We start from the raw sequence: 23,845 nt of genomic DNA on the forward strand, positions 1-23,845 counted from the left end.
GTTTTGATACTGAAATCCGTCAATGTCTTAGTTGAGACCATTTCAGTTAAACAGGCAAAAATGCTTTCCACAGTGTCACTTTGGTGTCAGTTGTGATTCAAAGGTGATAAAAGAATAAAACCAGATATTAAGCGGAACCCTCTACTCTATCCTGTAAAGCTTGGCTTAAATGCTTAGGTTCGACCGACGTTAGCGTAACAGAGTCGCATTGCTGAAATTGGCTAAATGACTTGATGGCGTCCACAAAGGCGTTAATGACTAGATCTTCATCAAAATGCTGTGTTTCCATCTGTGTCTCTAGGTACAGAGATTTGATTTCTAGGCGGCGTTCTTTGCGATGGGCTTTGCAATCCATGCGACCGATGAACTCTCCACGAAACAATAGCGGTAGGCAGAAATAACCATACTGACGTTTTGGCTCTGGTACATAACATTCGATCTGATAATCATAGTGAAACAGGCTTTTGAGTCGATCACGCTGGATAACGCTGTTATCAAAAGGTGAAAGAATCAATAAACGCTTGTTGAGACCCGGCAAGCGAGCTTCTAATGCACCGGGTTCAATAAAGTATATCTCACCATTGTTTAGCACGACTTGCTCTAACAAGCCTTGCGCCAAGCGTTCATCGACTAGGCTTTTCACCGCTTGACGTAATCCGGTATTACGGCGCAAATAGGTCAGCCCTTTTAGCGAAGCAAGACCATGACAACGCAATTGTTGATCAACCAAATGCGCTGCAAATTCATCCATAGTGGGGGCTGTTGAATTGATATGAGAAGGCAATACTCGCTCGGTTAGATCATAGCTTTTCTGAAAGCCTTCACGATTACAGACCATGAGATCCCCTTGCATATAAAGCTGCTCAAGGGCCTTTTTCGCAGGTTTCCAGTCCCACCAGCCTGCTCCCTTATTACTGGATTTGGTTTCGATATCTCGGGAACGTAACGGTCCGTTAGAAGTAACACGAGCCAACAGCTCTGCCATTAGTTTTTCATCTGGATCTTTGTACCAATGGGTTTGGCCGCTTTTAATCGCATGTTTGTAAGGCAAAGAAAAACGAAAATCGTCTATAGGCAAAAACGCCGCCGCATGTGACCAATACTCAAAAATATCCCCATCCAGAAACATTTGATTGGTCATCGCTGGTTCAAACTTGGGTACTCTAGAATGCAGCACATGATGATGCGCCCGCTCCACCACAGAAATAGTATCGATCTGCACGTAACCTAAATGACTCACCGCCTTACGCGCACCAGCCAAACCACTGCCAAACGGACTCGCCTGCAACAAACCTTGGGACGTCAAAGCAAGGCGACGAAGACGAGCTAGATCTTTGGGGGATTTAAGTTTGATCATGATTAATAAATCTTCTTTACATCAATGCATCTGGATGTAGACGAATGTAGCCTGTCGCCACTCGGCCTTCAATTAGGTCATTAAGCTCAGAGATCGGCAATGGATGACTGAATAAAAACCCCTGATAGGACTGACAACCGATCGAACGCAGCGCCGCTAGCTGCTTTTCGTTTTCAACGCCCTCTGCAATGACCGCCAAGTTTAGATCTCGACCCAGACTAATAATCGTATTAGCAATAGACAAACTGCGTTGATCAGACATCAAGTCACTGACAAAAGATTTATCAATTTTGAGTTGATCTAAAGGCAAACGTTTGAGTAAATTTAGCGAAGAAAAACCCGTTCCAAAGTCGTCTAATGACCATGTCACGCCAATGTTTTTCAAGGCATTCATTTTTTTAATCACAACATCCATATCATCAGCCAATGCCGTTTCAGTCAGTTCCAGCTTGAGTTTGGATGGCGTAGCGCCGCTTAATAATAGAATCGTCTTAACCTCTTGAACAAAGTCTGGCTGACGGAATTGTGTGGCACTAACATTGACCGAGACAGTCAAATGACTTGTTAACTCAGATCGCTCCCATTCCGCCAACTGTGCACAAGCCGTACGCAACCCCCACGCTCCAATAGGAATGATAAGTCCTGTCTCTTCGGCAAGCGGAATAAACTCTAATGGTGAAACGCTACCCTTTACTGGATGCTGCCAACGAATCAAGGCCTCTACACCGGATAGACGACCAGTGATATCAACCTGAGGCTGATAATGAAAATAATACTCCCCGCGCGCAATTGCCAAACGCATATCACTTTCCAAGGTACTACGTGCTTTCATATCCGACTGCATCATGACGATAACAATACTAGCACCGACTACTCCGGTAATATGATTTACCCAGACGCCAACCAAACGTCCCTCAATGGGAGCAGCCAAATCAGATGAGGCAATTGGCATAACGTTAAGAGCGACAGCGAGAAATAGAACCAAACCAATAGACGGCAATATAAAACGTAGATAAATCCCTTCTCGATGAAACACAAGAAAACTGGCTGCAATAACTGGTAGAAAATTCATATGAACAGAACGAGGAATATCACGCACAGGTATATCGCCTAAAGAGGCAAGGGCTACCATAAAAAAAAGAGCATGACACATAATAATTGCAGCGCAACGCAGATAATTAAGAACAGCTAATATGAGTATTATGGAACCGATCATCACCAAAATAAGGTTAATAGAGAAATGTGGTAAATCCCCTCTATTCAGATAGTATAAGCCCCAAACGATACTACAAATGACTGTCGCAAAACCACCAAACAGAGTGAGATTCTTCACTCTTTTATTATGGCGGCCAATAGGCGTCCATCTAGAAATGTCATCTTTCGCGAGACGAAAGAGCTTACTGCATCGACTTCTCAAACAAAGATCCTTTTAGATTAAATAACCATTGAAAACTTACTATTTATAAGCCCTCGTATATCAATCCAATGCCAGAGAAGTTTGCAGATAGTCATCACTGACTTCAAGCTCATAAACTGTTTTTGATTGAACTAGGCAGTTACGCATTTCATTACGTGCACGTTGGTAGGATTCATCGTTAAGATCGCTAATTTTTTCCCATTGCTGTCGACTTGGCCATTGGGCATAACCCACCAAAATATTGGGTTTATCTGACGTATGAAGTCTTGAACCAAAACTACCGCAGCTTTTATAAATTGCTTTTGTGACGTCAAGCCATGCGTTACGAAAAGACGCTTCCGTACCTTCTTTGATTTCAAATTCATAAACGGCAATAAACATCCTTTTCTCCCTGATTGCTGACAATCGCTATAACGTTTATGCTTAAAAGTAGCTTTATAAATCATAACAAATCTTAACGAATTGTTACATTATAGATTCGCCTAGCTCGGACATGATGTAAGCCTAAAATTACCTTAAACTATTCAACGCGACGGTTACTTTAGTGCTCACTCTAAACCCTGATTTGATTGTGTCGTATGCTTTAACACGCCACTAAAGATGTGTCACTCAAAGCAACGCTTTCAACCGACTAGAAATTGGATGATTGTCATTGAGCTGCAGCAAATCCCACAAGTTACCGTATAGATCTTCAAATACCGCCACTGTACCGTATTCCTGCTCAGTAGGTGGTCGAACAAAATGAATGCCTTCAGCAAGCATGCACTCATAGTCTCGCCAGAAATCATCCGTGTTTAAAAACAAAAAGACACGACCACCTGTTTGATTACCGATAAAATCAAACTGCTCAGGTTTAGATGCTTTCGCTAGTAATAAGGTCACGCCCTTTGAACCTGGTGGAGACACGACGACCCAACGCTTGTCTTGCTCAGGCTGATAGGTATCTTCAAGCAACTCAAATTTGAGTTTATTAACATAAAAATCAATGGCTTCATCGTAGTCTCGAACCACTAAAGCAATATGCACAATGTCTTGTTTCATGCTTTCCATTCTCGTTTCAATAATAGTAATAACGAGTACTATAGCGGTTGGATTGCTAAAAGTAAGCTGCGAGGAAGGGCTAACGCTCATTTACCAGCTCGGTTGCCAACAAAGATCAACCTATGCCGTATCAGGTGTAAAACACTACAGGTAGAGCGGCAACGCAAAACCACTTAACCCAAAATAACAGCCATTATCACAAATGCCGATTTGAACTGAGATCACCACGCGTTGGCAGTCACTTTGATACATTTGTTATACAAAACCTTATACTAGGTTATTTTTAAAAACGTTAAAAAGATCAATCATGTCATTTTTAGCATTTAGTGAATGAGTCAAAACTTCTACAGCCCATAAAGATTCAAAGGTTTTTTGATTATACTGAAATTCATTAAACTTGATGCCTGACCTACTATTTACGAAATCTATACTCGCTGTTAACTCGACCAGATCTCTATGTTTTATAGTATTTACAAATGCATTTATATATAAATATGATTCAGTTTCAATAATTGAAGATAAAGCCGACTTAAAGCGACCATCTTTTAATTTTTCTTTCACCTTGCCAATTGAACAGTCATTAACTCGTATTTTACCATTCAAAAAAATCTTATTAATTAGATGAGAAAATATGTCATACAAAGCTCTTGAATTATATATTGCTGATTGTATATGTGCTTGAATTGACAGCTTATCGAAGTAGATTTCCTCAGAGGGTTGAAATACAAGCTCCATTGCTTCTCGACTAGATTTAGGCTCATTTTTTTTAATCAGTCGATAGGCTTCTGATTTGTGATATTCATAAATATCGATTGTTTTACTCATAGATCTAATATTGTTGATACAACTAGGTAGATCTACATCTATACCTTTAACGAGTTCTTTGAAATCTTCTTCTTTAATAATTTGCCACCTTTTCATAACGCTTTAATGGTATGCATACGTGTTTAGAGATTTTTAAAAACCTCTCAATATTTTTCAACCAATTGAAAAATAAGTATTTTATTGATCTATTTACAAGACCAATACCTGAAAATCGAGCATGCCTGTTTTGTCTTTTATCCATTAATACTAAAAGACTTTCTGGCTTACTGCCAACACAATCCCGCTAGATAGTAATTATTTTTTAGACAATCCGTTCCAGAAATCGATACTTGTAAAAATCAACAATGCATCCATACAATTTTTGGATTAACCACAGGGTGATGCTGGTTGTGTGGCATATTTGTTGTTGGGCTAAAGCAGCCACCTACAGGTGAAAGCGGCGCTTTCAATGGCAGATTACGGTCGTTCCTCCCTCATACAGCCCTACAAGGGATGAAGACCGTCGCAGAAAGCGCAACTTATTTCTGTTTACACTGGGTACGCGGGCAGTGTCCAAATCTCGTCGGCGTATTCTTGTATGGTGCGATCCGATGAGAATTTCCCCATGCGCGCGGTGTTTAACACGGCCATGCGAGCCCAACGAGGTTTATCTTGGTAAGCGTCTGATACTTGCTGTTGGCAGTCCATATAAGCACGATAATCGGCCATGACTTTATAAGGATCGCCCCCTTGAAGTAGGCTGTTTCGAATACTGTCAAAAGCATGAGGGTCGTTTGGCGAAAAATGGCCCGAGCAGAGCCAGTCTAATGCCCCTTTTAGCTCTTCATCTTGCTGATAATACCGGTAAGGGTTATAGCCTTTATGATCTAACGCCCGCACTTGGTCGACGTTTAAACCAAATATAAAAATATTGTCGGGGCCGACTTCCTCAAGTATTTCCACATTAGCGCCGTCCATGGTCCCTATGGTAATCGCACCATTTAATGCCAACTTCATGTTGCCAGTACCAGACGCTTCTTTGCCTGCGGTGGATATTTGCTCAGACAAATCCGCCGCCGGAATAATGTGTGACGCCAAGGAAACACGGTAATTAGACAAAAAGGCGACTTTCAATTTCCCCTTAATACGAGGGTCATTATTAATCACTTTTGCCACACTATTAATGGCGTAAATAATATCTTTTGCCAACGCATAACCCGGTGCTGCTTTCGCGCCAAAAATAAACACTCTTGGCACCGTGTTACTTTCTGGATGATTTAATAAACGATGGTATAAGGTCAGAATATTTAATAGGGTTAGATGCTGGCGCTTGTATTCATGCAAGCGTTTGATCTGCACATCAAACAAGGCAAATGGGTCCACATCGATGTCGCATTCTTTTTTAATGATCTTCGCAAGATGTACTTTATTTTGATGCTTGACCGCCATGAAGTCGTCTAAAAAGGCGTTATCATCCAAGAAGCTTTCTAATGTACGCAAGTGTTCTAAATTCTTTGGCCAATCTCTATCAATGCCATATCGTTCGAAAAGTTGTACCAACCCGGGATTGCAACCTAATAACCAACGACGGGGTGTGATGCCATTGGTTTTGTTGGTAAATTTTCCCGGATAAAGCTGGTCAAAATGCGGGAAAAGTTCACTCTTCAGCAGTTGAGAATGCAGCGCCGCCACACCATTGACCTTATGGCTGGCAATCACCGCTAAATGCGCCATACGGATCATTTTATGCTCGCCTTCTTCAATGATAGACAAGGCACGGCATATATCATCGCGGCCCGGCCAGCGCTGAGCCACTTCACCCATAAAACGATGATTAATCTCATAGATAAGCTGCAGATGTCGCGGTAGCACTTTTTCAAATAGCCCAACGCTCCATTTTTCGAGCGCCTCAGGCAATAAGGTGTGATTGGTATACGCAAAGGTACGGGTGACAATATCCCAGGTGCTGTCCCAACTAAGGTGTTTGTCATCCAACAGTACTCGAGTCAATTCTACTATGGCGATGGCGGGGTGCGTATCGTTCAATTGAATCACCGCTTTGTCAGGCAACTTAGTCCAATCCGAGTTCATTTTTTCAAAGCGGCGTAAAATATCGGCCAAAGAACACGCCACAAAAAAGTACTGTTGCACCAAACGCAGCTCTTTACCGTTAGCATTTTGATCGTTGGGATACAATACTTTAGAAATCGTCTCGCCCATGGCTTTAGAACGAACCGCTTCAACATAATCGCCTTTGTTAAATTCTTCTAAATCAAAATCTTCCGTGGAATGAGAAGACCATAAACGTAAGAAATTCACGGTTTTGGTATCATAACCGGCAACGGGGATATCAAATGGCACGCCCATCACACTACGGGTGTCGACCCATACAGGACGACTGTTACCCGCGCTGTCATACACCGTTTCTACACGGCCATAATATTGAATCGTCTGGGAATATTCAGGGCGAATAATGTCCCATGGCGTCCCGTATTTAATCCAAGTATCTGGGTGTTCTACTTGCCTGCCCTGCAAGAATTCTTGTTTGAACAAACCAAATTCGTAATAAATACCATAACCAATTGCGGGCAAATCGAGGGTCGCTAACGAGTCTAAAAAGCAAGCCGCCAATCGGCCAAGTCCGCCGTTGCCCAAGCCCATGTCCATTTCTTCGTCACAGATCTGTTCCCAGTCTAAACCCAGCTCTTCAATGGCTTGTTTCGCGGCGTCATATACACCGATATTATGGGCGTTATTGATCAACATACGCCCCATCAGATATTCCATCGATAAGTAATAAACACGGCGTACATTGTCGCTATTATGAGCGATTTGCGTCATCGACATGTCATCGGTAATGCGGTCACGAATGGCTAAGGATAAGGCCAACCACCAATCCCTAGGAGTAGCCTGCTGAGGTAAATGCACCAAGGTATAGCGTAAATGGTGCAAAATACTCTCTTTCATACTTTGACGCGAAGCAACACCATGAAAAGCACCATCGGGGATTAAATCCGTCGTTAAAGACATAGCCTGTCACCTCATATTTACGTTAGACCATCAGTGTAGCGCCTGAATTGAGACAATAAATGTTTTCTTTTAAAAAAGCGTCATGTGAAAAACTAAAACTTTACCAGCAATAAAAAACCAATCACCAAAAACAAGAAGAAAGACACGCCTTGCCAGAACATGACTGGGTTACGCTGTATCAAAGGTGGCCGAGTGCGGTCGAGGAAAGTTTGATTCGGATGATGTAAGTCGTAGATAAATTCAGAGACTTCTTCATAACGTTTTAACGGATTTATGTTTAAGGCTTTATGCAATGCATCGTCAATCCAAACGGGCAATTCAGAGTCTTCCGTCATCACACTACGGTAGGTTAGGCGACGTTGAGCGGCGATGCTTTTTGCTTGAGCAATTTTCGGGCTATAAGGGAATTGGTTGCCAGATAACATTTGGTAGGCAATGACGCCGAGAGCATAAATATCGGAGCGCTCAGTACCAGCATGACCAAGAAAGTATTCTGGTGCCGAATAACGCATAGTGCCTCGTAAGGCGTCTTCATCTTTGGTGTTGCTCACACCTGCGATGTGAGTAGAGCCAAAATCAATGATTTTCACAGTACCGTGTTTGTCGATCATGATGTTGGCCGGACGAATGTCTTGATGAATCATACTTTTACGATGGAAAGCCTGCAGTCCATTGGCGATTTGTGAAATGATGTCTCGGGTTTTCTCCAGCGTTGGTTTGGGGTTATCTCTCATCCATTGAGCAAGGGACTGACCTTCGATGTATTCGGTTACCAAATACAGACATTGCCGTTGTCGTGGTGGTTCGATGGCTTTAACCACATGAGGGTTCTGAACCCGCTTAGCAATCCAGTCTTCTAACATGAAGCTTTCCAAATACGCCGCATCATCACTCAATTCTGCCGACGGTGTTTTAATCACCACAAGCTCATCGCTGTCTATATCACGGGCTAAAAACACATGACTGCGGCTGCTCACATAAATAGAGCGCACGATTTCGTAGCCTTCAAACAACATTCTTTCTGTTAATGGCGGTGGCACAGGCAATTGACTGATGCGCTGTTGCACCTCTACCAGCTGATAACTTGGTACGTCATCCACTCGGGCGATTTGAATGCTCAAGTTGTCGTCACTGCCATTTTCTAATGCCTGTAAAATAATGTGTTCTGCGGCTTGGTCCAAGTTCTCTGACTCGGCAATACAGGTCACTATTTGCTCAGCGGTGACGAATTCATACACACCATCCGTCGCCATCACAAATATGTCGTCTTTACTCATCGGGACGGTTTGATAATCCAATTCTAGAATCGGCTCTATGCCCAAGGCACGCGTTAAATAGCTCTCATTAATCGATACAATACGACGATGATCTTTTGTGAGTTGCTCGACTTTACCATCAACCAAACGACCACCAAGCAAACGATAAACACGGCTGTCGCCCAAATGAAAAATATGCACCGAATTGGCACGCATCACAATGGCGGTAAACGTGCAGACATAACCTTTGTCTTTATCGAATCGGCTTAGGCCATTTTGGGTTTGAGAATAGAGAGCGGCATTGATAGACTTGATCACTTTTTCGCCAGATATCTTCACCGACCACGCGTCCGGGGTATGGTAAAAATCCTCTAGAAATCGCGTAATAGCGAACTCACTAGCGACTTGACTAACAGGGCTTGAACTGATGCCATCGGCGATGGCAAGCACTACACCTCTGGTCGATAATAGCGGCTCTGTTGGTATTCGACACCCCAGAAAATCTTGATTGATGTCTTTTTTACCCTTATTGGTGGCGCGGCCAATACTGATGCTCAGTGCTTTCATTAAGACCCCTAAATACAAAAACTCTGCAAGCATCCAGACTCACAGAGTTTTCCAATACATCGTCTTATGCCAATTTACGCGACGCAGACGTTCTCACATGCGTCAGATAAAGAGGTAGCCCGACCAATAAAAGACCTCCGGCAAGATTGCCCAACACCGTTGGAATCTCGTTCCAAATCAAATAATCCGATACGGTAAATTCTCCGCCCATGATCATAGAAAATGGGAACAAAAACATATTCACAATGGAATGCTCAAAGCCCATGTAAAAGAACAACATCACCGGCATCCACATGGCCGCCATTTTGGCACCAGCAGAGGTAGAGATCATCGCACCCACCACACCCATTGACACCATCCAGTTACACAACATGCCACGAATAAAAATGGTAAACCAACCGCCCACACCATGTGACTGATAGCCCAAAGTACGCGACTCACCAATGGAGCTTACTTTCGCGGCCAACGCGCCGCCATCCGTGGCATAACCGTAAGTCAAAATAAATGACATAAAAAACGCCGTGGTTAAAGCCCCCGCAAAGTTACCAATAAACACCAAGCCCCAGTTGCGCAGAACTTGTGCGGGCGTCACGCCTGGACGTTTATCAAACAACGCCAAAGGGACAAGCGTAAACACCCCAGTGAGCAGATCAAACTTCATCAAATAGAGCATGATAAAGCCCACAGGAAACAGCACAGCGCCCAACAATGGGCTGCCAGTTTGTGTGGCGACGGTAATGGCAAACACCGCCGCTAGGCCAAGAATCGCCCCCGCCATAAACGCACGAATGATGGTATCCTTCGTCGACATGTAGACCTTTTGCTCACCTGCGTCGACCATTTTGGTGACAAATTCACTTGGTTCTATGTACGCCATTTTTACGCCCTCTTATTCTTTAAAATTACCTAAGATTCACTTTTGAAAAGAAATAATTACCAAGATTTATATGGCAAAAACTTCCCATTTAACGTCAAAATAACCCGATCACCCTTAGGGTTTTCTTCTTTGTCGACCGTCATAGAAAAATCAATCGCACTCATGATGCCGTCGCCAAATTTTTCCTGGATAACCTCTTTAAGCGTGGGTCCATAAACGCCCACCACTTCATACAATCGATAAATTAAGGGATCTTGCGGAATCGCTTGATCCCAAGTTTTGGTTGGGTATTCCATCAGCACGGATTTGGCTTCGGCGGGTAAACCTAAAAAAGACACCAGCTTATCCGCCACGTCTTCTGAACAACTGTTCATGCCTAAACAGGCTGAGGTGATCCAAACATCGGTCATGCCAGTGGCTTTCGCGATAGACTCCCAGCTCAGATTTTTCTCTTTCTTAATGGCAAAAATGGCTTCTGTGACATCAATTTTTTTCATCTCTTTTCCTCAAATAAAGCCCCTCAAATAGAGCTCTTCACAACAGAGTTATTCAAAATACAGGTCATTTGGTGCGCCCAGACTCAACAGATAGAGCAAGACATACCAATATTTTTCGAACGTTATTTTGCTTACGACAAGGCCAATGACGGATAACCGAATGGCTTTTTTAGAAAGAAAAAGAAAAGAGAGAAGAAAAGCGCACGCGCCACCCTCATCAGCTATCTCCTTTCTAAAGGAGCATGACCGAGTGCTACTGAAACAACAGCAGCTGGCGACGATGCCATTAAGCAAACTGATCGACGTTGACCAACTTGTTATCTACATCAACAAAATCGACATAGAGACACTTAGATAATAGCAAGTATGGTGCCAAATAAATAAAGGCACCAGTGATACCTACCTAAATACGCATAATACGATTGATTTACCTATTAAAAATATTTTCAGCCACAACGAAATCCGTTTTTTTAAAATAAAAAACACGACTAAGACAAAGTTGCTCGCACCAGAAAAAAGCATCCTGATTGAATTAGGAGCAAGATCCGAGCACTGATCTAAAAGACAAAAAAACAAACCTATTGATAGATTTACCACAAAACCCAATTACCTATTTCTTCTATTTCAACATTTTGCTAATTTCAGAAAGAATCTTTCGTTTACTCAGTTAAAACAGTAAGGCATGGTATATGGACAAAATTGATAAAAAAATTCTACGCTTATTACAACAAGATGGCCGTCTAACCAATGCCGATTTAGCCGAACAGGTCAACGTGAGCCCAGCGACCTGTCATCGCCGTACTCATCAGCTTTTTAAAGACGGTTACATCAGCGAAGTTCGAGCGGTCATAGCACCAGAAAAAGTCGAGCGAAGTGCCTTAGTATTGGTAGGAGTAGTGCTAGATAGGTCGACACAAGAGAGCTTTGCGACATTTGAAAACGCTATTTCTAAGCTGCCTTTCATTTTGGATTGCCACCTAGTCGCGGGAGATTTTGATTACTTCCTAAAGGTGCGAGTCAAAGACATGGCCGACTTTAATAAACTACATAGTGATCAATTATTGGCGTTGCCAAGTGTTCGGCAATTACGCACTTTTTTTGTGATGAAAGAAGTCAAAGACAATGCCCCATTGGCGTTTTAGCCTTTTAATCACGATAAGGTTATCACTATAAAAATGATATTAGACTAAGTAAACGACTACACCTTATGCCTTTCACGAAAGCCGTACAAAAAAAACACTGAACAAATAATTTTTTCCTACTAGAATTAAAAATCATCACTCTTTTATTTCGGAGAAAATTAATGACGATAAAGATTAAAATTTATCTTGGTATATGCCTATTCGTGGCATTAGTTTTAAGCAACGCTGTTCTAAGCATACTATCGATTAATAAACTCAATTCCGAAATTAGCTACATTACCGGTAATGCTTGGGATGCCGCCGATGGTGCAATGGAGGGAACGATTGGTATACAAGCCCAAATCATTACCCTTGATGCCTACATCAGTAATGAGATATCACTCGAGGACGCAAAAAAGAAAATCACAGAAGAAAATGCCTTCACTGCAGAAGCGCTGGGCAGAATGAAAAACTCAGGCTTAATGGGAACACAAGCCTTAACCACTCTGGACAATTATTTAGCAACGTTAGAAACCCTGAAAGGCAGAATACTGTCCGATAATACAGAGATCTCTACCGGCGCCGTTGCAGAATTTGATCAACACGTCGAAAAGCTACTAACCTTCGTTGAAAAGCTCGAAGAAGAAGGCGATAGCCAAGTCGAAATCAGAGCCGCTAACTTAGAGAATGTTATTAATACAGTAAAGCTCAATAATACAATCGGCTTAGCCATTGTATTGATTCTATCTGTTTTTATCGCTTTCGCTGCGAACCGTCTGATTATTCAACCTTTACGTCAAATGATAACGGTTTTAGAAAACCTCAATCGTGCTGACGGCAACTTAACCACTCGTCTTGATGCTTCTGGCAAAGACGAAATGGCTGAAGTTGCTAGAAACCTGAATGGGTTCATTGAACTGGTGCATTCAGTGATTAAGCAAGTTGCCAACACCGTCTCATCAACCCAAGGTTTTGCAACACAGATAGACAATGCTTTGCAACAAGTCGACAAAATGTCCAAACATCAACAGCGAGGCACAAAAGACATTGCCAACGCGGTGAATGTCATGACCAATTCGTTGAGCCAAGTGTCTGCTGATGCAAATAAGTGTGGTGACATGGCCATAGAAGCCAATACTAACTCCACCAAGGGGCAAAATAACCTGTCACAAACCCTTAAATCCTTACACAACGTTGTCGACGAAATGGATAAAGCGTCTTCCGTAGTGTCTACCCTAGAAACAGATGGACAAAACATCGGCAATATACTGGATGTGATTCGTGGTATAGCGGAACAAACCAACTTATTGGCCCTTAACGCAGCCATTGAAGCAGCTCGTGCAGGAGAAACCGGTCGAGGCTTTGCTGTCGTTGCCGATGAAGTGCGTAACCTAGCCAATAGAACGCATGAATCCACACTCGAAATAGAAACCGCCGTGGAACGCATTCAAAAAGGCTCTGCCGATGCAGCACAGGTCATGCGAACGTCACAGACACTTACAGAGAACGTCGCCACACAAGCACAAGAAACCATTGAAATGTTTACCACCATTATCGAATCTATCAGCACCTTAAGTCATACCAACCAGCAGATATCGACGTCCATTCAAGAACAAAACCAACAGGCAAACGAGATAGCAGAGCAAGTAAATGATGTGACTAATACGGCTTCATCCAATGTGGAATACACACAAAAAGCCATCGATATTAAAAATCGCCTAAGCAGCGACGTTCAGCAGTTAAGCAAATTAGTCGATAGCTTCCGAATCTAAATTTATTTTAAATGCCCTACAAAAAACACTAACAGCGATAAACAAAAAGGCTTCCCAGTGGAAGCCTTTTTTACCGATAAAACACAACACTTTCGATAACTTAATAGCTCATTAACGACTAGCCATTACGATAAATATAACTATAACCATTAATCGCTGGTACACCGCCAAGATGGGCGTAAAGCACTTTTGAGCCTTCTGGAAAAAAGCCTTTTTTCGCTAAATCAATCAAGCCTTGCATGGATTTCCCTTCATAAACAGGGTCTGTCATCATGCCTTCTAAACGCGCAACCAATCGAATCGCCTCATTGGTTTCGTTCGATGGCACGCCATAGGCTGGGTAGGCGTAATCTTCATTAATGACAATGTCGTCGGCGGTCATTTCACGCCCTAACTCAACCAACTCAGCAGTATTTTTGGCAATCGCTAATACCTGATCTCGTGTTTGTTGAGGCGTTCCTGATGCATCAATCCCAATCACATTTTGTGAGCGACCATCCGCAGCAAAACCAACCGCCATACCGGCATGAGTAGAACCCGTTACGGTACAAACTACAATGTAATCAAATTTAAAACCTAGCTCTTTTTCCTGTTCACGAACTTCTTCAGCAAAGCCTACATAACCTAAGCCACCAAATTTATGCACGGACGCACCAGCCGGAATAGGATAAGGAATGCCGCCTTTAGCCTTTACGTCTTCAATAGCGTTTTTCCAGCTTTCACGGATACCAATGTCAAAACCATCGTTCACAAGATCGATTTCTGCCCCCATCACGCGGCTCATCAAAATATTCCCTACGCGGTCATATACAGCGTCTTCAAACGGCACCCAGCTCTCTTGTACCAGACGACATTTCATACCGATCTTGGCGGCTGTCGCGGTGACCAAACGAGTGTGGTTGGATTGCACACCACCAATACTTACCAAGGTATCCGCACCAGAGGCAAGAGCATCAGGCACTATGTATTCCAATTTACGAAGCTTATTACCGCCAAGAGCAAGACCAGAGTTACAGTCTTCGCGTTTCGCATAGACCTCAATATTGCCTAAGTGATCAGACAGGCGTTGTAATTTCTCGATTGGTGTTGGGCCAAAGGTAAGTGGGTAACGTTCAAATTTTTTCAAGTTCATAGTGGTCGTTCCTTTTCAATGAAAATGTATCGTTTTAACGACCACCAGATTAGCGAAATAATAATGAAAGGTGCTTTCTAATATCGTCTGTTTTTGATAAATAAAAACCAATTTTAAACGATAAATATTTTAATATTTTTCATTTTATTAAACATTATGAAATATTTTCTCACGAATAAACCACCCCAATCCAAGGGGCGGGGTATCGGTGTTTTATTGGATTCACACTACGTTATGTACAGACGTCATTCCCGCGAAGGAGACTGTCGTTAAAGCCCGATCATACCCAATATGTAGGCCGACTGAATCAAGGAACGAAGATACTTACCTGTAAAAGAATAGCGGCACGCCTGATTACGGTCGTGCCTCCCTCATCAGGCCTACAAAACTAACTGGTCTTTTAGGTGAATCAAAAGAAGGATGTCAGATCACGCCTCGAGCCTCGGCTAATCTGACCTACGGGGTTGTGGCTCAGGTCAACAGGTTGGCGTTTTAAGTAACAGCAAGCGACCAAACAGGATCTGGAATCATCATAATGGCATCCACTTGCATCTCGGCATCCATTGGCAAACCGTTTACCGATACAACTGCTCTGGCAGGAAGTAGCGAGCGAAAGTGCTTAAGCATTTCTTCATTGAATTCCACCAGGCTCGCCATGTCTTTAAGATAAATGGTTAACTTCACCACATGCTCAAGTGATCCACCAGATGCGATTGCCACGGCACTCAAGTTATGAAAAACCTGAGCAGTTTGCTCCGCTATCGAACCTTGCAGTAAGGTGTTAGATTTGGCAATGAGAGGAATTTGCCCAGACAGAAACGCCCAATGTCCAGACTTTATCGCTTGTGAACAAACATCAGATTCGGATGGTGCTAACTCAGTTTCAATTGAATGAAGCATGATTTATCTCCTTTAAAAGGTTCGATCCTTACGGCAAAAGCAAAATACTCTTGGCAACCGCTTGAGTGCGAGGCACGAAGGTATCTAACAAACAAAGCTCGCCTTCGGTATGCATTTTTGCGCCCACTGGGCCCGTTCCACATAAGGTCGGAACACCCATCGACGAGGTAAAACCCGCATCCGAACAACCACCCGTAAATTCGCCTTCAACGGAAAACCCCAATGACTCAGCTTGTACTTGATAATGTGCCAATAACTCAGAACTCATGTTTAATTCAAATGGATGAAACGCCGATATTAAACGTACCGAAGCGGTTACACCTTGCAGCCTAGGCATATCAACAATGGCCTGAATCGCGTCCATCGCATCGACCATTTGTTCTTTCGTGATGTAGCGTAAATCCAATTTCGCTTTGGCCTCAGCCGCAACCGTATTGGAAGACATACCACCATTGATTAAACCGACATTGGTTGTCACTCCCGTTTCATAATCGGTCAGTGCATGCAGCTCAGTAATGATTAAAGCCAAGCCGCCAATAGCGCTGGCACCATCGGCATGATTTACCCCTGAGTGAGCCGCTTTACCTTTGACAATAATCTCAAAGCTCGCACCGCCTTTTCGAGCCGATACCACATTGCCACTGATGCGACCGGGTTCGGCATTGAAAACCGCTTTTGCCCCCTTCACCATGTGTTGAATAACATGACGACCTTCTGGCGAGCCTATTTCTTCATCGCCAGTAAACAAGCCAACAACAGGGTGAGGCAATGCATCGATATCAGAGTGATTCAATAAATACTGCAAGCCTCTTAACACGAAACAATTCAGCACCAAACCAGATTTCATATCCGCCACACCCGGTCCAAAGGCCGTCATGCCGTCACGCGTAAAACCCCGTGTTGTAACGGTGCCTTTGGGGAAAACTGTGTCCCTGTGTCCCATCAGAAAGATGGCTGGCTGAGAATCTTTTTTATCAAATCCAGAACCAATACGTGCTTCCAACACATCGCCAGAGCTTGCCGATTTATGCCAGCGACATTCGATACCATCGGCTTCTAACCAAGACGCCATTAGCCGTCCTGCCGCATCAACCCCTTCTTTGTCATAGCTGTTCGAGTCGGTATCGACCAATTCCTGTAGACACTGAATCATCTCGTCTTCTTGAGTGGCGAGCCAGTCACAGAGTAAATCCGCATAAGTCGCAAGTACGCTGTTGCTTAGCTTTTTTGCTGTCGTTATTGTCATGTCGTTCTCCTTAACGTTTTGCCTGAATCGATGGACCTTGTTCGGATAAATCCCAAAAAAGCCCCGTCATAATCTGCAAGGCTTCACGACATACTGGCGCTAAAACATGTTCATTTGGTGCATGTTGGCTGCATGCAGGGTAAGAATGTGGCACCCAAACGGTGGGTAAATTCAGAATATTGGCAAATACATCATTGGGCAGCGAGCCGCCTAAATTAGGCAATAGCACTGGCTTCTTGCCCGTTGTTTGCGTAAGAGAACCCAAGGCCCAATCAACCCAAGGATCTTCAGGATCAAGGCGTGTCGCTTCCATCGTATGACCACTATCGGTGACTTCCACATCAGAGAAACCATGATGATCGAGATGATCACGGATATGTTTTAAAAAGTGTTGGCTGTCGCTTTCGACCACAAAACGCAGCTGACAATGAGCGCTAGCGTAACCGGGAATTGCGTTGACAGGCATATCAGGGTTACCTGTTTTACAGGCCAACATCTCCAAGGTGTTCCAAGCAAAAACCCGCTCGGCTGGGGTTAAATCGGGCTCGCCCCAATTAGGATCAATGGCTGGGCTATTCGCGCCCTCACCCACAGGAATATCTTTAAGTGCTTGGCGAACCGATTCGGGCAAGCGCGCAGGCAACAAACCTTTGACAAGAATCTTGCCTTTAGCGTCCACCATAGACGCCCAAGCATGGGCCAAGCGCGTACCGGCGTTGCTCAATAATCCACCCCAGTTACCAGAATGATGAGCACCGTCACGCAATAGCACTTTCATATCGAAATTAAATCCGCCACGCGACCCGAGGAAAATCGTAGGATGCGCGGCACTTAATCGTGGCCCATCAGAGGCAATAAACAAATCGGCCGCCAGTTCCTCTTTATGCAGTTCACAAAGCTCCGCTAACCCTGGAGAACCTGCTTCTTCGCCCATTTCTAAAATCACTTTAACGTTGAAGCCCAGCTTGCCTTTTTTCGCATCAATAACCTGTTTCAAAGCCGCAAAATTAATGGTGTGCTGACCTTTGTTGTCCGCTGTTCCTCGGCCATACCAACGGTCGCCATCCACCACGACTTTCCATGGTGACAATCCAGCTTTCCATTGATCATCATAACCGCGCACCACATCGCCATGACCATAAGTCAGCAGCGTCAGCTGAGTGGGATCTTCGATTCGCTCCGCGATCAAAAATGGCCAAGAACCCGGTTGATTTGCTTCGGTCGCTGGATTGGCAACAATGCGTGAATGAAAACCCAAAGAAGCAAGCTCGGGCATAATAATGTCTTGCAAATAGGCGTGTAACTGATCAAAAGCGTCATGATTTTGGCTCTCACTGTGAACGCTAACACGCTGTTCTAACGCCGAAAGAAAAGCACCGGAGTCAAAGTAAAACTCCGCACCTTGAATAGTAGATTGGCGACTCATTTTTTGTTCCTTAAATAACGTTTACGAAGCTTGATTCCACGCGCTTGAATCCAACACCTCAGGCAACCCCAAAGCCGGCTCCGGCGTTAAAACAGAAGACAACAAGGCTTGGGTATAAGGATGTTGCGCATTTTGGAAGATGTCTTCTCGGGTGCCCTGCTCGACAATTTTGCCGCGATACATTACCGCCACGCGATCCACCAAATGCTCCACTACGCCAAGGTTATGACTGATAAATAAATACGTCAGTCCTAGCTCTTTTTTCAGGTCCATCAATAGGTTAAGAATTTGCGCCTGCACGGACACATCCAGCGCCGACGTTGGCTCATCACACACCAAGATATTGGGTTTAAGAATCAAGGCACGCGCAATAGCAACCCGTTGACGCTGACCACCAGACAATTGCCCCGGATAATTTGTTAACAAGCGCTCAGGCAAACCGACTAAGTCACTGATGTCTTTCACGGCTTTTTGCTGACTGTTAGCGTCACCCATTTTGTGTAATTGCAGTGGCAAGCGGATAATTTGCTCAATGGTTTTACGTGGATTCAAAGATGAATAAGGATCCTGAAAGATCGGTTGTAGCTGACGAGACATAGACAAACGAGAGCTTGCCCCTCGCATCTTGTCATTAATCAACACATCACCATCAGTCGGTTCTAATAAACCTAGAATCATTTTCGCCAAGGTGCTTTTCCCGCAGCCAGATTCGCCAACCAAACCCAAGGTTTCACCGGGGCGAATTCGCAATGAAATGCCGTCGACAGCTTTCAGTAATGTAGGTTCTTTAAAGGCGCCATTTTTGAGATAAAAATGACGCGACAGATTCGTTAGTTCCAAAGCGTATTCAGCCATTACACCGCCTCCTGAAATGACGCCGTCGCAATAGGACAACGTACTTGATGAGCCTCTGAGCCTAGATGGTTCTCTAAACGAGGCGAGCGATAACAACACTCGCCAATCGAGACGCTGCAACGGTTTTCAAACGCACAGCCTTTTAGCTCGCCAATCAAACTTGGCACCACACCTGGAATAGACTCTAGATGGCTGCCCGGTAAGGTTTTACCTGGGATCGGAATGCAGTTAAGCAAGCCCTTGGTATAAGGATGCTGAGGATCGGCAAACAAGTCTTTCGCGGAAGCGGTTTCCACCACTTGTCCGGCGTACATCACCGCCACACGATCGGCGATACGCGCCACCACACCAAGGTCATGGGTGATAAAGATAACGGCGGTGCCAAATTCCTGTTGCAACTCACGAATCAAACGCAATATCTGTGCTTGAATCGTTACATCTAGTGCTGTGGTTGGCTCATCGGCGATGATCAAATCTGGCTCGCACATTAGCGCCATGGCAATCATCACCCGTTGACGTAAACCGCCTGATAATTGGTGCGGATATTGATCTAAACGCTTCTCGGGATACGGCACGCCAGCGCGCTCTAATAAATACACTGCGCGCTTTTTGGCTTCGTCTTTACTGACTTTTTTATGTTTGATAATGCCTTCGCAAAGCTGATTACCCAAGGTATAAGAAGGATTCAGCGAAGTCATTGGCTCTTGAAAAATCATCGACATGCGCATGCCGCGCACTTGATTGCGTTCTTTTTTCGATAAAGATAATAAATCCATGCCGTCAAAATACATTGCCTCAGCGATCACTTCAGCTCGCTTCGGCAACAAACCCATCAACGCCATGGACGTCATGGATTTACCGCACCCAGATTCCCCTACGATGCAGAGCATTTCACCTTTGTTTACGTGCAAATCAATGCCACGTACTGCTCGTAAATCACCATTCGGGGTTGGCAGGCTGACTTGTAAATTTTTTACCTCGAGTATTCGTTTCATGATGTCTCCTCTGGCCTCAATTCCGGCCTTCTGGTGCGTTCATATCACGCAAACCGTCGCCTACTAAGTTAATCGCCAATACCAACACCATCAGCGCAATACCGGGAATCGCAATCACCCAGGGTTTAAAAAACATATAGGCTTTACCTTCGGAGATCATTAGTCCCCAAGATGGCATGGGCGGTTGAACGCCTAAGCCTAAAAAGGACAAGGTCGCTTCTAGCAAGATGGCGTGGGCCATTTCCAAGGTCATCACCACAATTAACGCACTTAATATATTGGGTAATAATTCACGCACTAAAATATAAGTTGTTGAGGCACCTAATACTTTTGCCGAAGCTATGAATTCAGCATCCCGCAATTGCTGAGTCGTGGAGCGCGCCACCACTGCGAATCGATCCCACAACAACAAGCCCAATAAGATGATCACCATTTGTAAGGAACCGCCGACTAAAGCCGACATAGCCAACGCCACAAGAACAACCGGCATGGCCAAACGCGTGGTAATAATGTAACTAATCACCGCATCGACTCGGCCACCGAAATAGCCTGCCAGCACACCCAATGTCGTGCCAATCAGCCCAGAAATAAGCGCCGCTGACAAACCAATCGTCAAAGAGATTCGTGCTCCGTAAAGCAAGCGACTGAGATAATCTCGCCCCAATTTATCGGTGCCAAAAACATGCTCCCACGAGCCTTTTTCGTGCCAAACAGGTGGAATCATGCGCTGTGAAATATTTTGTAAGTATGGATCATGGGGCACCAGCCAAGGCGCTAAAATCGCCAGTACCACGATCAGTCCCAGAATAATCGACCCCATTAACAAACCACGATGGCCGAGGAAACGATTCAACGTGCGGCGCCATTCAGGCACCACTGGCAAAAACGTATTGGCGTTCGAAACCGTTGAAACAGTAGAAGTCGCGTCAGACATAGTAGACACCTCAGCGGACACGCAAACGTGGATCAAGCATGGCGTTGATCACATCCGCTAGAAAAGTTAACAGGATATAAAACACCGCAATAATCAACACCACGGCTTGCACCACAGGATAGTCATTACGGGTAATCGCATCCCATGCGAGCTGGCCCAAACCTTTTAAAGAAAATACCGATTCGATGACCACCGACCCACCAAGCATAAAACCCAATTCAACCGCCGCTAAAGCCACCACAGGGATCACCGCATTGCGCAATGCGTGTTTGAAAATCACAGTGGATTCATTCAAACCTTTGGATCGAGCCGTGCGGATGTAATCGGAATTCAATACTTCTAACATGCCAGTACGCGTTAAACGCATCATGGCAGGCATGGCGTAATAACCCAGTGCAATGGCAGGCAAAACAAAGTGTTGCCAAGATTCATTACCGCCAGCAGGCAACCATTGCAGATTCACAGCGAAGATCACAATGAGCGTAAGCGCAAACCAAAAACTTGGCATGGCTTGACCAATCACCGCAATGGTTAATGCCAAGCGGTCAATCCAAGTATCTTGTTTGATCGCAGCAATGACACCCAACGGAATTGCAATCACCGTGGCTAAGCCCAAAGCCAAAGCGCCTAAGGTTAGCGTCACGGGTAAGCGTTCACTGATCAGTGACATTACGGTATCTTGGAAATAATAGGAGCGTCCGAAATCCAATTGCACGGCCCCCCAAAGCCAATCAAAGTATTGATAGACCATGGGCTTATCCAAACCAAAATCGATGCGAATTTGTTCTACTTGCTCAGCTGTTGACTCAGGGCCAGCAATCGAAATCGCCAAATCACCTGATAAATGCAACAACATAAAGCTCACAACCGAAACGGTGATCGCCACACTGAATGCCACCAGCAACCGACGAAATATAAATACCAACATAAAAAACTCCACAACCGTCTTTGAATCTTTGTTGCTAAAGAAGCCAGCGACACTTACCGCACTTGTGCAGTAAGCGTCTTACGCATTACTTCCAGCTTGATTCGACAAAGCGCGGTAATTCATCAGGATAAGGTGTGAAGTTCAGTTCTTTACTAAAGGCATAGTTACTTGAATAAGAGAACATGGGCGCCCAATAAGCCGCTTCGGTAATTTTCTTAATCGCTTCGCTGTAATTTTTCTTACGGACTTCAGGGTCCACATTGGTGTCTGCTGCGTCGACTAAGGCCATTACCTCTTCGTCACGATTCATGTCATCCGCACCACCATTAAAATACACACTGGTCATGGCAGAGGCATCGTTCACCGAATAAGAGCCCCATGTTTGAAATGCCAACGGAACATTTCCTGAACGCTGCTCTTTACGTAATGCTGCATAGGTCAACATGTGCATCTTAGACGTAATACCGACGGCGCGAAGATTGCCTAACACCGCTTCGGCCAAATCCATGTCTCGATAGGCATAAAAATCGGTTTCAAAACCATTTGGATAGCCCGCTTCTGCCAATAAGGCTTTGGCCTTAGCTGGGTCATAGTCAAACTTTTTTGCGGCCGACACGTCGCAACCAAATTGTGAAGGAAAACAAGGCGTATAAATGGCTCGACTTCCGCCTCGTACCAACTCGTTCGCCAGATCATCACGGTTAATAGCATGATTCACGGCTTCTCGAACCAGCTTATTTCTGAATGGCGAATCCTTTAACGCTTCGCTGCTGGTATCCATTGCCAAATAACCGACTCGCATGGTTTCTGAACTCACCACTTGCAAATTAGGCATCATCTTCATTTCATCCGCTTGGTCAGACGGCACACGCCACGTCCAATCCACCGCACCCGTCATCAACTGGGCAAGACGCGCATCAGGATCGGGAATGACTCTAAATTGAATTTTACTGATGGCTGGTTTGCTAATTGGACCACCTTCAAAGTAGCCTTCATAACGCTCTAGATTCGCCCCTTCACCACTCAATACTTCGGTAATTTTATAAGGACCTGTACCAATTGGTGCTTTGGCATAGCCTTCAATACCAACAGAGTTAAAATATTTTTCAGGGTAAATCGGTGTCGGGCCAGACAAGTATTCCAGCGCCGCTGGGAAAGGCTGTTTCAACACCAAGCGTACTGTAAAATCATCGACCTTTTCAGCGCGCTCAATCCAGTCGACATTTTGACGTGTGACGATTTTAGACTCAGGTGATATCACATAATTAAAGGTGAAAGCCACGTCATCGGCACTAAACGCATCGCCATTTTGGAAGGTCACGCCTTGACGTAACGTGAACAACAAATGTGTAGGGTCCTCCCATTTCCAACTGGTTGCCAATAATGGCTTGTATTCACCCGTCTGAGTGTCACGGTAAATTAACGTATCCCATGCCAGATGAGACAAAATGATCCCTTCTCGCACATTGTTGTGATAGGGACTGACATTTTCTGGTTCAAGTCCCACCGCGTACACCAAGGTATCATTCGCTTTATTCGCCAACGCTGGTGCAGCCAAGCCAAGCAAAGAACACGCTACCAGCGTACTGACCAGAGTTTTATGTGGAGCGCAGTTTAATACGGGTAATAGAGCAAACTTATTCTGACTGAATTTTTTCATCGTTTCGTTCCTTTTAAGCCCTTTTGATTT

General features: G+C 44.4%; 20 protein-coding genes. 2 read left to right on the top strand and 18 right to left on the bottom strand.

Annotation, left to right across the window (positions count from 1 at the left end):
• Window positions 1-127: 127 nt before the first annotated feature.
• The 9 genes from DK187_RS16530 to cynS form a co-directional block, all read right to left on the bottom strand.
• Window positions 128-1,357, bottom strand: coding sequence for a winged helix-turn-helix domain-containing protein (locus DK187_RS16530; RefSeq protein WP_111608437.1), 1,230 nt, complete (start codon window positions 1,355-1,357; stop codon window positions 128-130).
• A gap of 16 nt (window positions 1,358-1,373) precedes the next feature.
• A complete protein-coding gene (locus DK187_RS16535; protein WP_111608438.1) occupies window positions 1,374-2,774 on the bottom strand; it encodes a putative bifunctional diguanylate cyclase/phosphodiesterase in 1,401 nt (466 codons plus the stop codon).
• Between the two features lie 60 nt (window positions 2,775-2,834).
• On the bottom strand, window positions 2,835-3,155 hold the full coding sequence (locus tag DK187_RS16540; RefSeq protein ID WP_111608439.1) for an antibiotic biosynthesis monooxygenase family protein: 321 nt from the start codon (window positions 3,153-3,155) through the stop codon (window positions 2,835-2,837).
• A gap of 228 nt (window positions 3,156-3,383) precedes the next feature.
• Complete coding sequence (locus DK187_RS16545) at window positions 3,384-3,815, bottom strand: VOC family protein (RefSeq protein ID WP_111608470.1); 432 nt, start codon at window positions 3,813-3,815, stop codon at window positions 3,384-3,386.
• Between the two features lie 267 nt (window positions 3,816-4,082).
• Window positions 4,083-4,736, bottom strand: a complete 654-nt coding sequence (locus tag DK187_RS16550; protein WP_111608440.1) for a hypothetical protein — start codon at window positions 4,734-4,736, stop codon at window positions 4,083-4,085.
• A gap of 432 nt (window positions 4,737-5,168) precedes the next feature.
• Entirely contained in the window at window positions 5,169-7,649 is a 2,481-nt protein-coding gene (locus tag DK187_RS16555) for a glycogen/starch/alpha-glucan phosphorylase (RefSeq protein ID WP_111608441.1), read from the bottom strand.
• A 92-nt stretch (window positions 7,650-7,741) separates the two neighbouring features.
• Window positions 7,742-9,472: a bifunctional protein-serine/threonine kinase/phosphatase gene (locus DK187_RS16560; protein ID WP_111608442.1), complete on the bottom strand. Its 1,731-nt coding sequence runs from the start codon at window positions 9,470-9,472 to the stop codon at window positions 7,742-7,744.
• A 64-nt stretch (window positions 9,473-9,536) separates the two neighbouring features.
• Window positions 9,537-10,349, bottom strand: a complete 813-nt coding sequence (locus DK187_RS16565) for a formate/nitrite transporter family protein (protein WP_111608443.1) — start codon at window positions 10,347-10,349, stop codon at window positions 9,537-9,539.
• 56 nt (window positions 10,350-10,405) lie between these two features.
• A complete protein-coding gene (gene cynS / locus DK187_RS16570) occupies window positions 10,406-10,846 on the bottom strand; it encodes a cyanase (RefSeq protein ID WP_111608444.1) in 441 nt (146 codons plus the stop codon).
• A gap of 689 nt (window positions 10,847-11,535) precedes the next feature.
• Between cynS and DK187_RS16580 the strand changes: the two genes are divergently transcribed.
• The gene (locus tag DK187_RS16580) at window positions 11,536-11,988 is read left to right on the top strand and encodes an Lrp/AsnC family transcriptional regulator (RefSeq protein ID WP_111608446.1); all 453 of its coding nucleotides are present in this window, start codon (window positions 11,536-11,538) and stop codon (window positions 11,986-11,988) included.
• Between the two features lie 161 nt (window positions 11,989-12,149).
• A complete protein-coding gene (locus tag DK187_RS16585) occupies window positions 12,150-13,739 on the top strand; it encodes a methyl-accepting chemotaxis protein (RefSeq protein ID WP_111608447.1) in 1,590 nt (529 codons plus the stop codon).
• A 118-nt stretch (window positions 13,740-13,857) separates the two neighbouring features.
• Here the strand turns inward: DK187_RS16585 and DK187_RS16590 are convergent, their stop codons facing one another.
• The 9 genes from DK187_RS16590 to DK187_RS16630 all read right to left on the bottom strand — a co-directional run bounded on the left by DK187_RS16590 (window position 13,858) and on the right by DK187_RS16630 (window position 23,815).
• Complete coding sequence (locus DK187_RS16590; protein ID WP_111608448.1) at window positions 13,858-14,871, bottom strand: 1-aminocyclopropane-1-carboxylate deaminase; 1,014 nt, start codon at window positions 14,869-14,871, stop codon at window positions 13,858-13,860.
• A gap of 492 nt (window positions 14,872-15,363) precedes the next feature.
• Window positions 15,364-15,771: a Rid family detoxifying hydrolase gene (locus DK187_RS16595; protein ID WP_111608449.1), complete on the bottom strand. Its 408-nt coding sequence runs from the start codon at window positions 15,769-15,771 to the stop codon at window positions 15,364-15,366.
• Between the two features lie 28 nt (window positions 15,772-15,799).
• Window positions 15,800-17,017 carry a M20 family metallopeptidase gene (locus tag DK187_RS16600; RefSeq protein WP_111608450.1) on the bottom strand — a complete coding sequence of 406 codons (1,218 nt, stop codon included), beginning with the start codon at window positions 17,015-17,017 and terminating at the stop codon, window positions 15,800-15,802.
• A gap of 10 nt (window positions 17,018-17,027) precedes the next feature.
• Complete coding sequence (locus tag DK187_RS16605) at window positions 17,028-18,443, bottom strand: M20 family metallopeptidase (RefSeq protein ID WP_111608451.1); 1,416 nt, start codon at window positions 18,441-18,443, stop codon at window positions 17,028-17,030.
• Window positions 18,444-18,464: 21 nt separating this feature from the next.
• Window positions 18,465-19,298, bottom strand: coding sequence for an ATP-binding cassette domain-containing protein (locus DK187_RS16610; RefSeq protein WP_111608452.1), 834 nt, complete (start codon window positions 19,296-19,298; stop codon window positions 18,465-18,467).
• Window positions 19,298-20,293: an ABC transporter ATP-binding protein gene (locus DK187_RS16615; protein ID WP_111608453.1), complete on the bottom strand. Its 996-nt coding sequence runs from the start codon at window positions 20,291-20,293 to the stop codon at window positions 19,298-19,300. Before DK187_RS16615 ends, DK187_RS16610 begins: the two co-directional genes overlap by 1 nt.
• Window positions 20,294-20,309: 16 nt before the next feature.
• A complete protein-coding gene (locus tag DK187_RS16620; protein WP_111608454.1) occupies window positions 20,310-21,227 on the bottom strand; it encodes an ABC transporter permease in 918 nt (305 codons plus the stop codon).
• 10 nt (window positions 21,228-21,237) lie between these two features.
• Window positions 21,238-22,155 (bottom strand): ABC transporter permease, encoded by a 918-nt coding sequence (locus DK187_RS16625; RefSeq protein ID WP_111608455.1) that lies wholly within the window; start codon window positions 22,153-22,155, stop codon window positions 21,238-21,240.
• Window positions 22,156-22,240: 85 nt separating this feature from the next.
• The gene (locus tag DK187_RS16630; RefSeq protein ID WP_204355643.1) at window positions 22,241-23,815 is read right to left on the bottom strand and encodes an ABC transporter substrate-binding protein; all 1,575 of its coding nucleotides are present in this window, start codon (window positions 23,813-23,815) and stop codon (window positions 22,241-22,243) included.
• Between the last annotated feature and the right edge of the window lie 30 nt (window positions 23,816-23,845).

This window comes from Marinomonas arctica (genome assembly GCF_003259225.1).
Classification (GTDB): Bacteria; Pseudomonadota; Gammaproteobacteria; order Pseudomonadales; family Marinomonadaceae; genus Marinomonas; species Marinomonas arctica.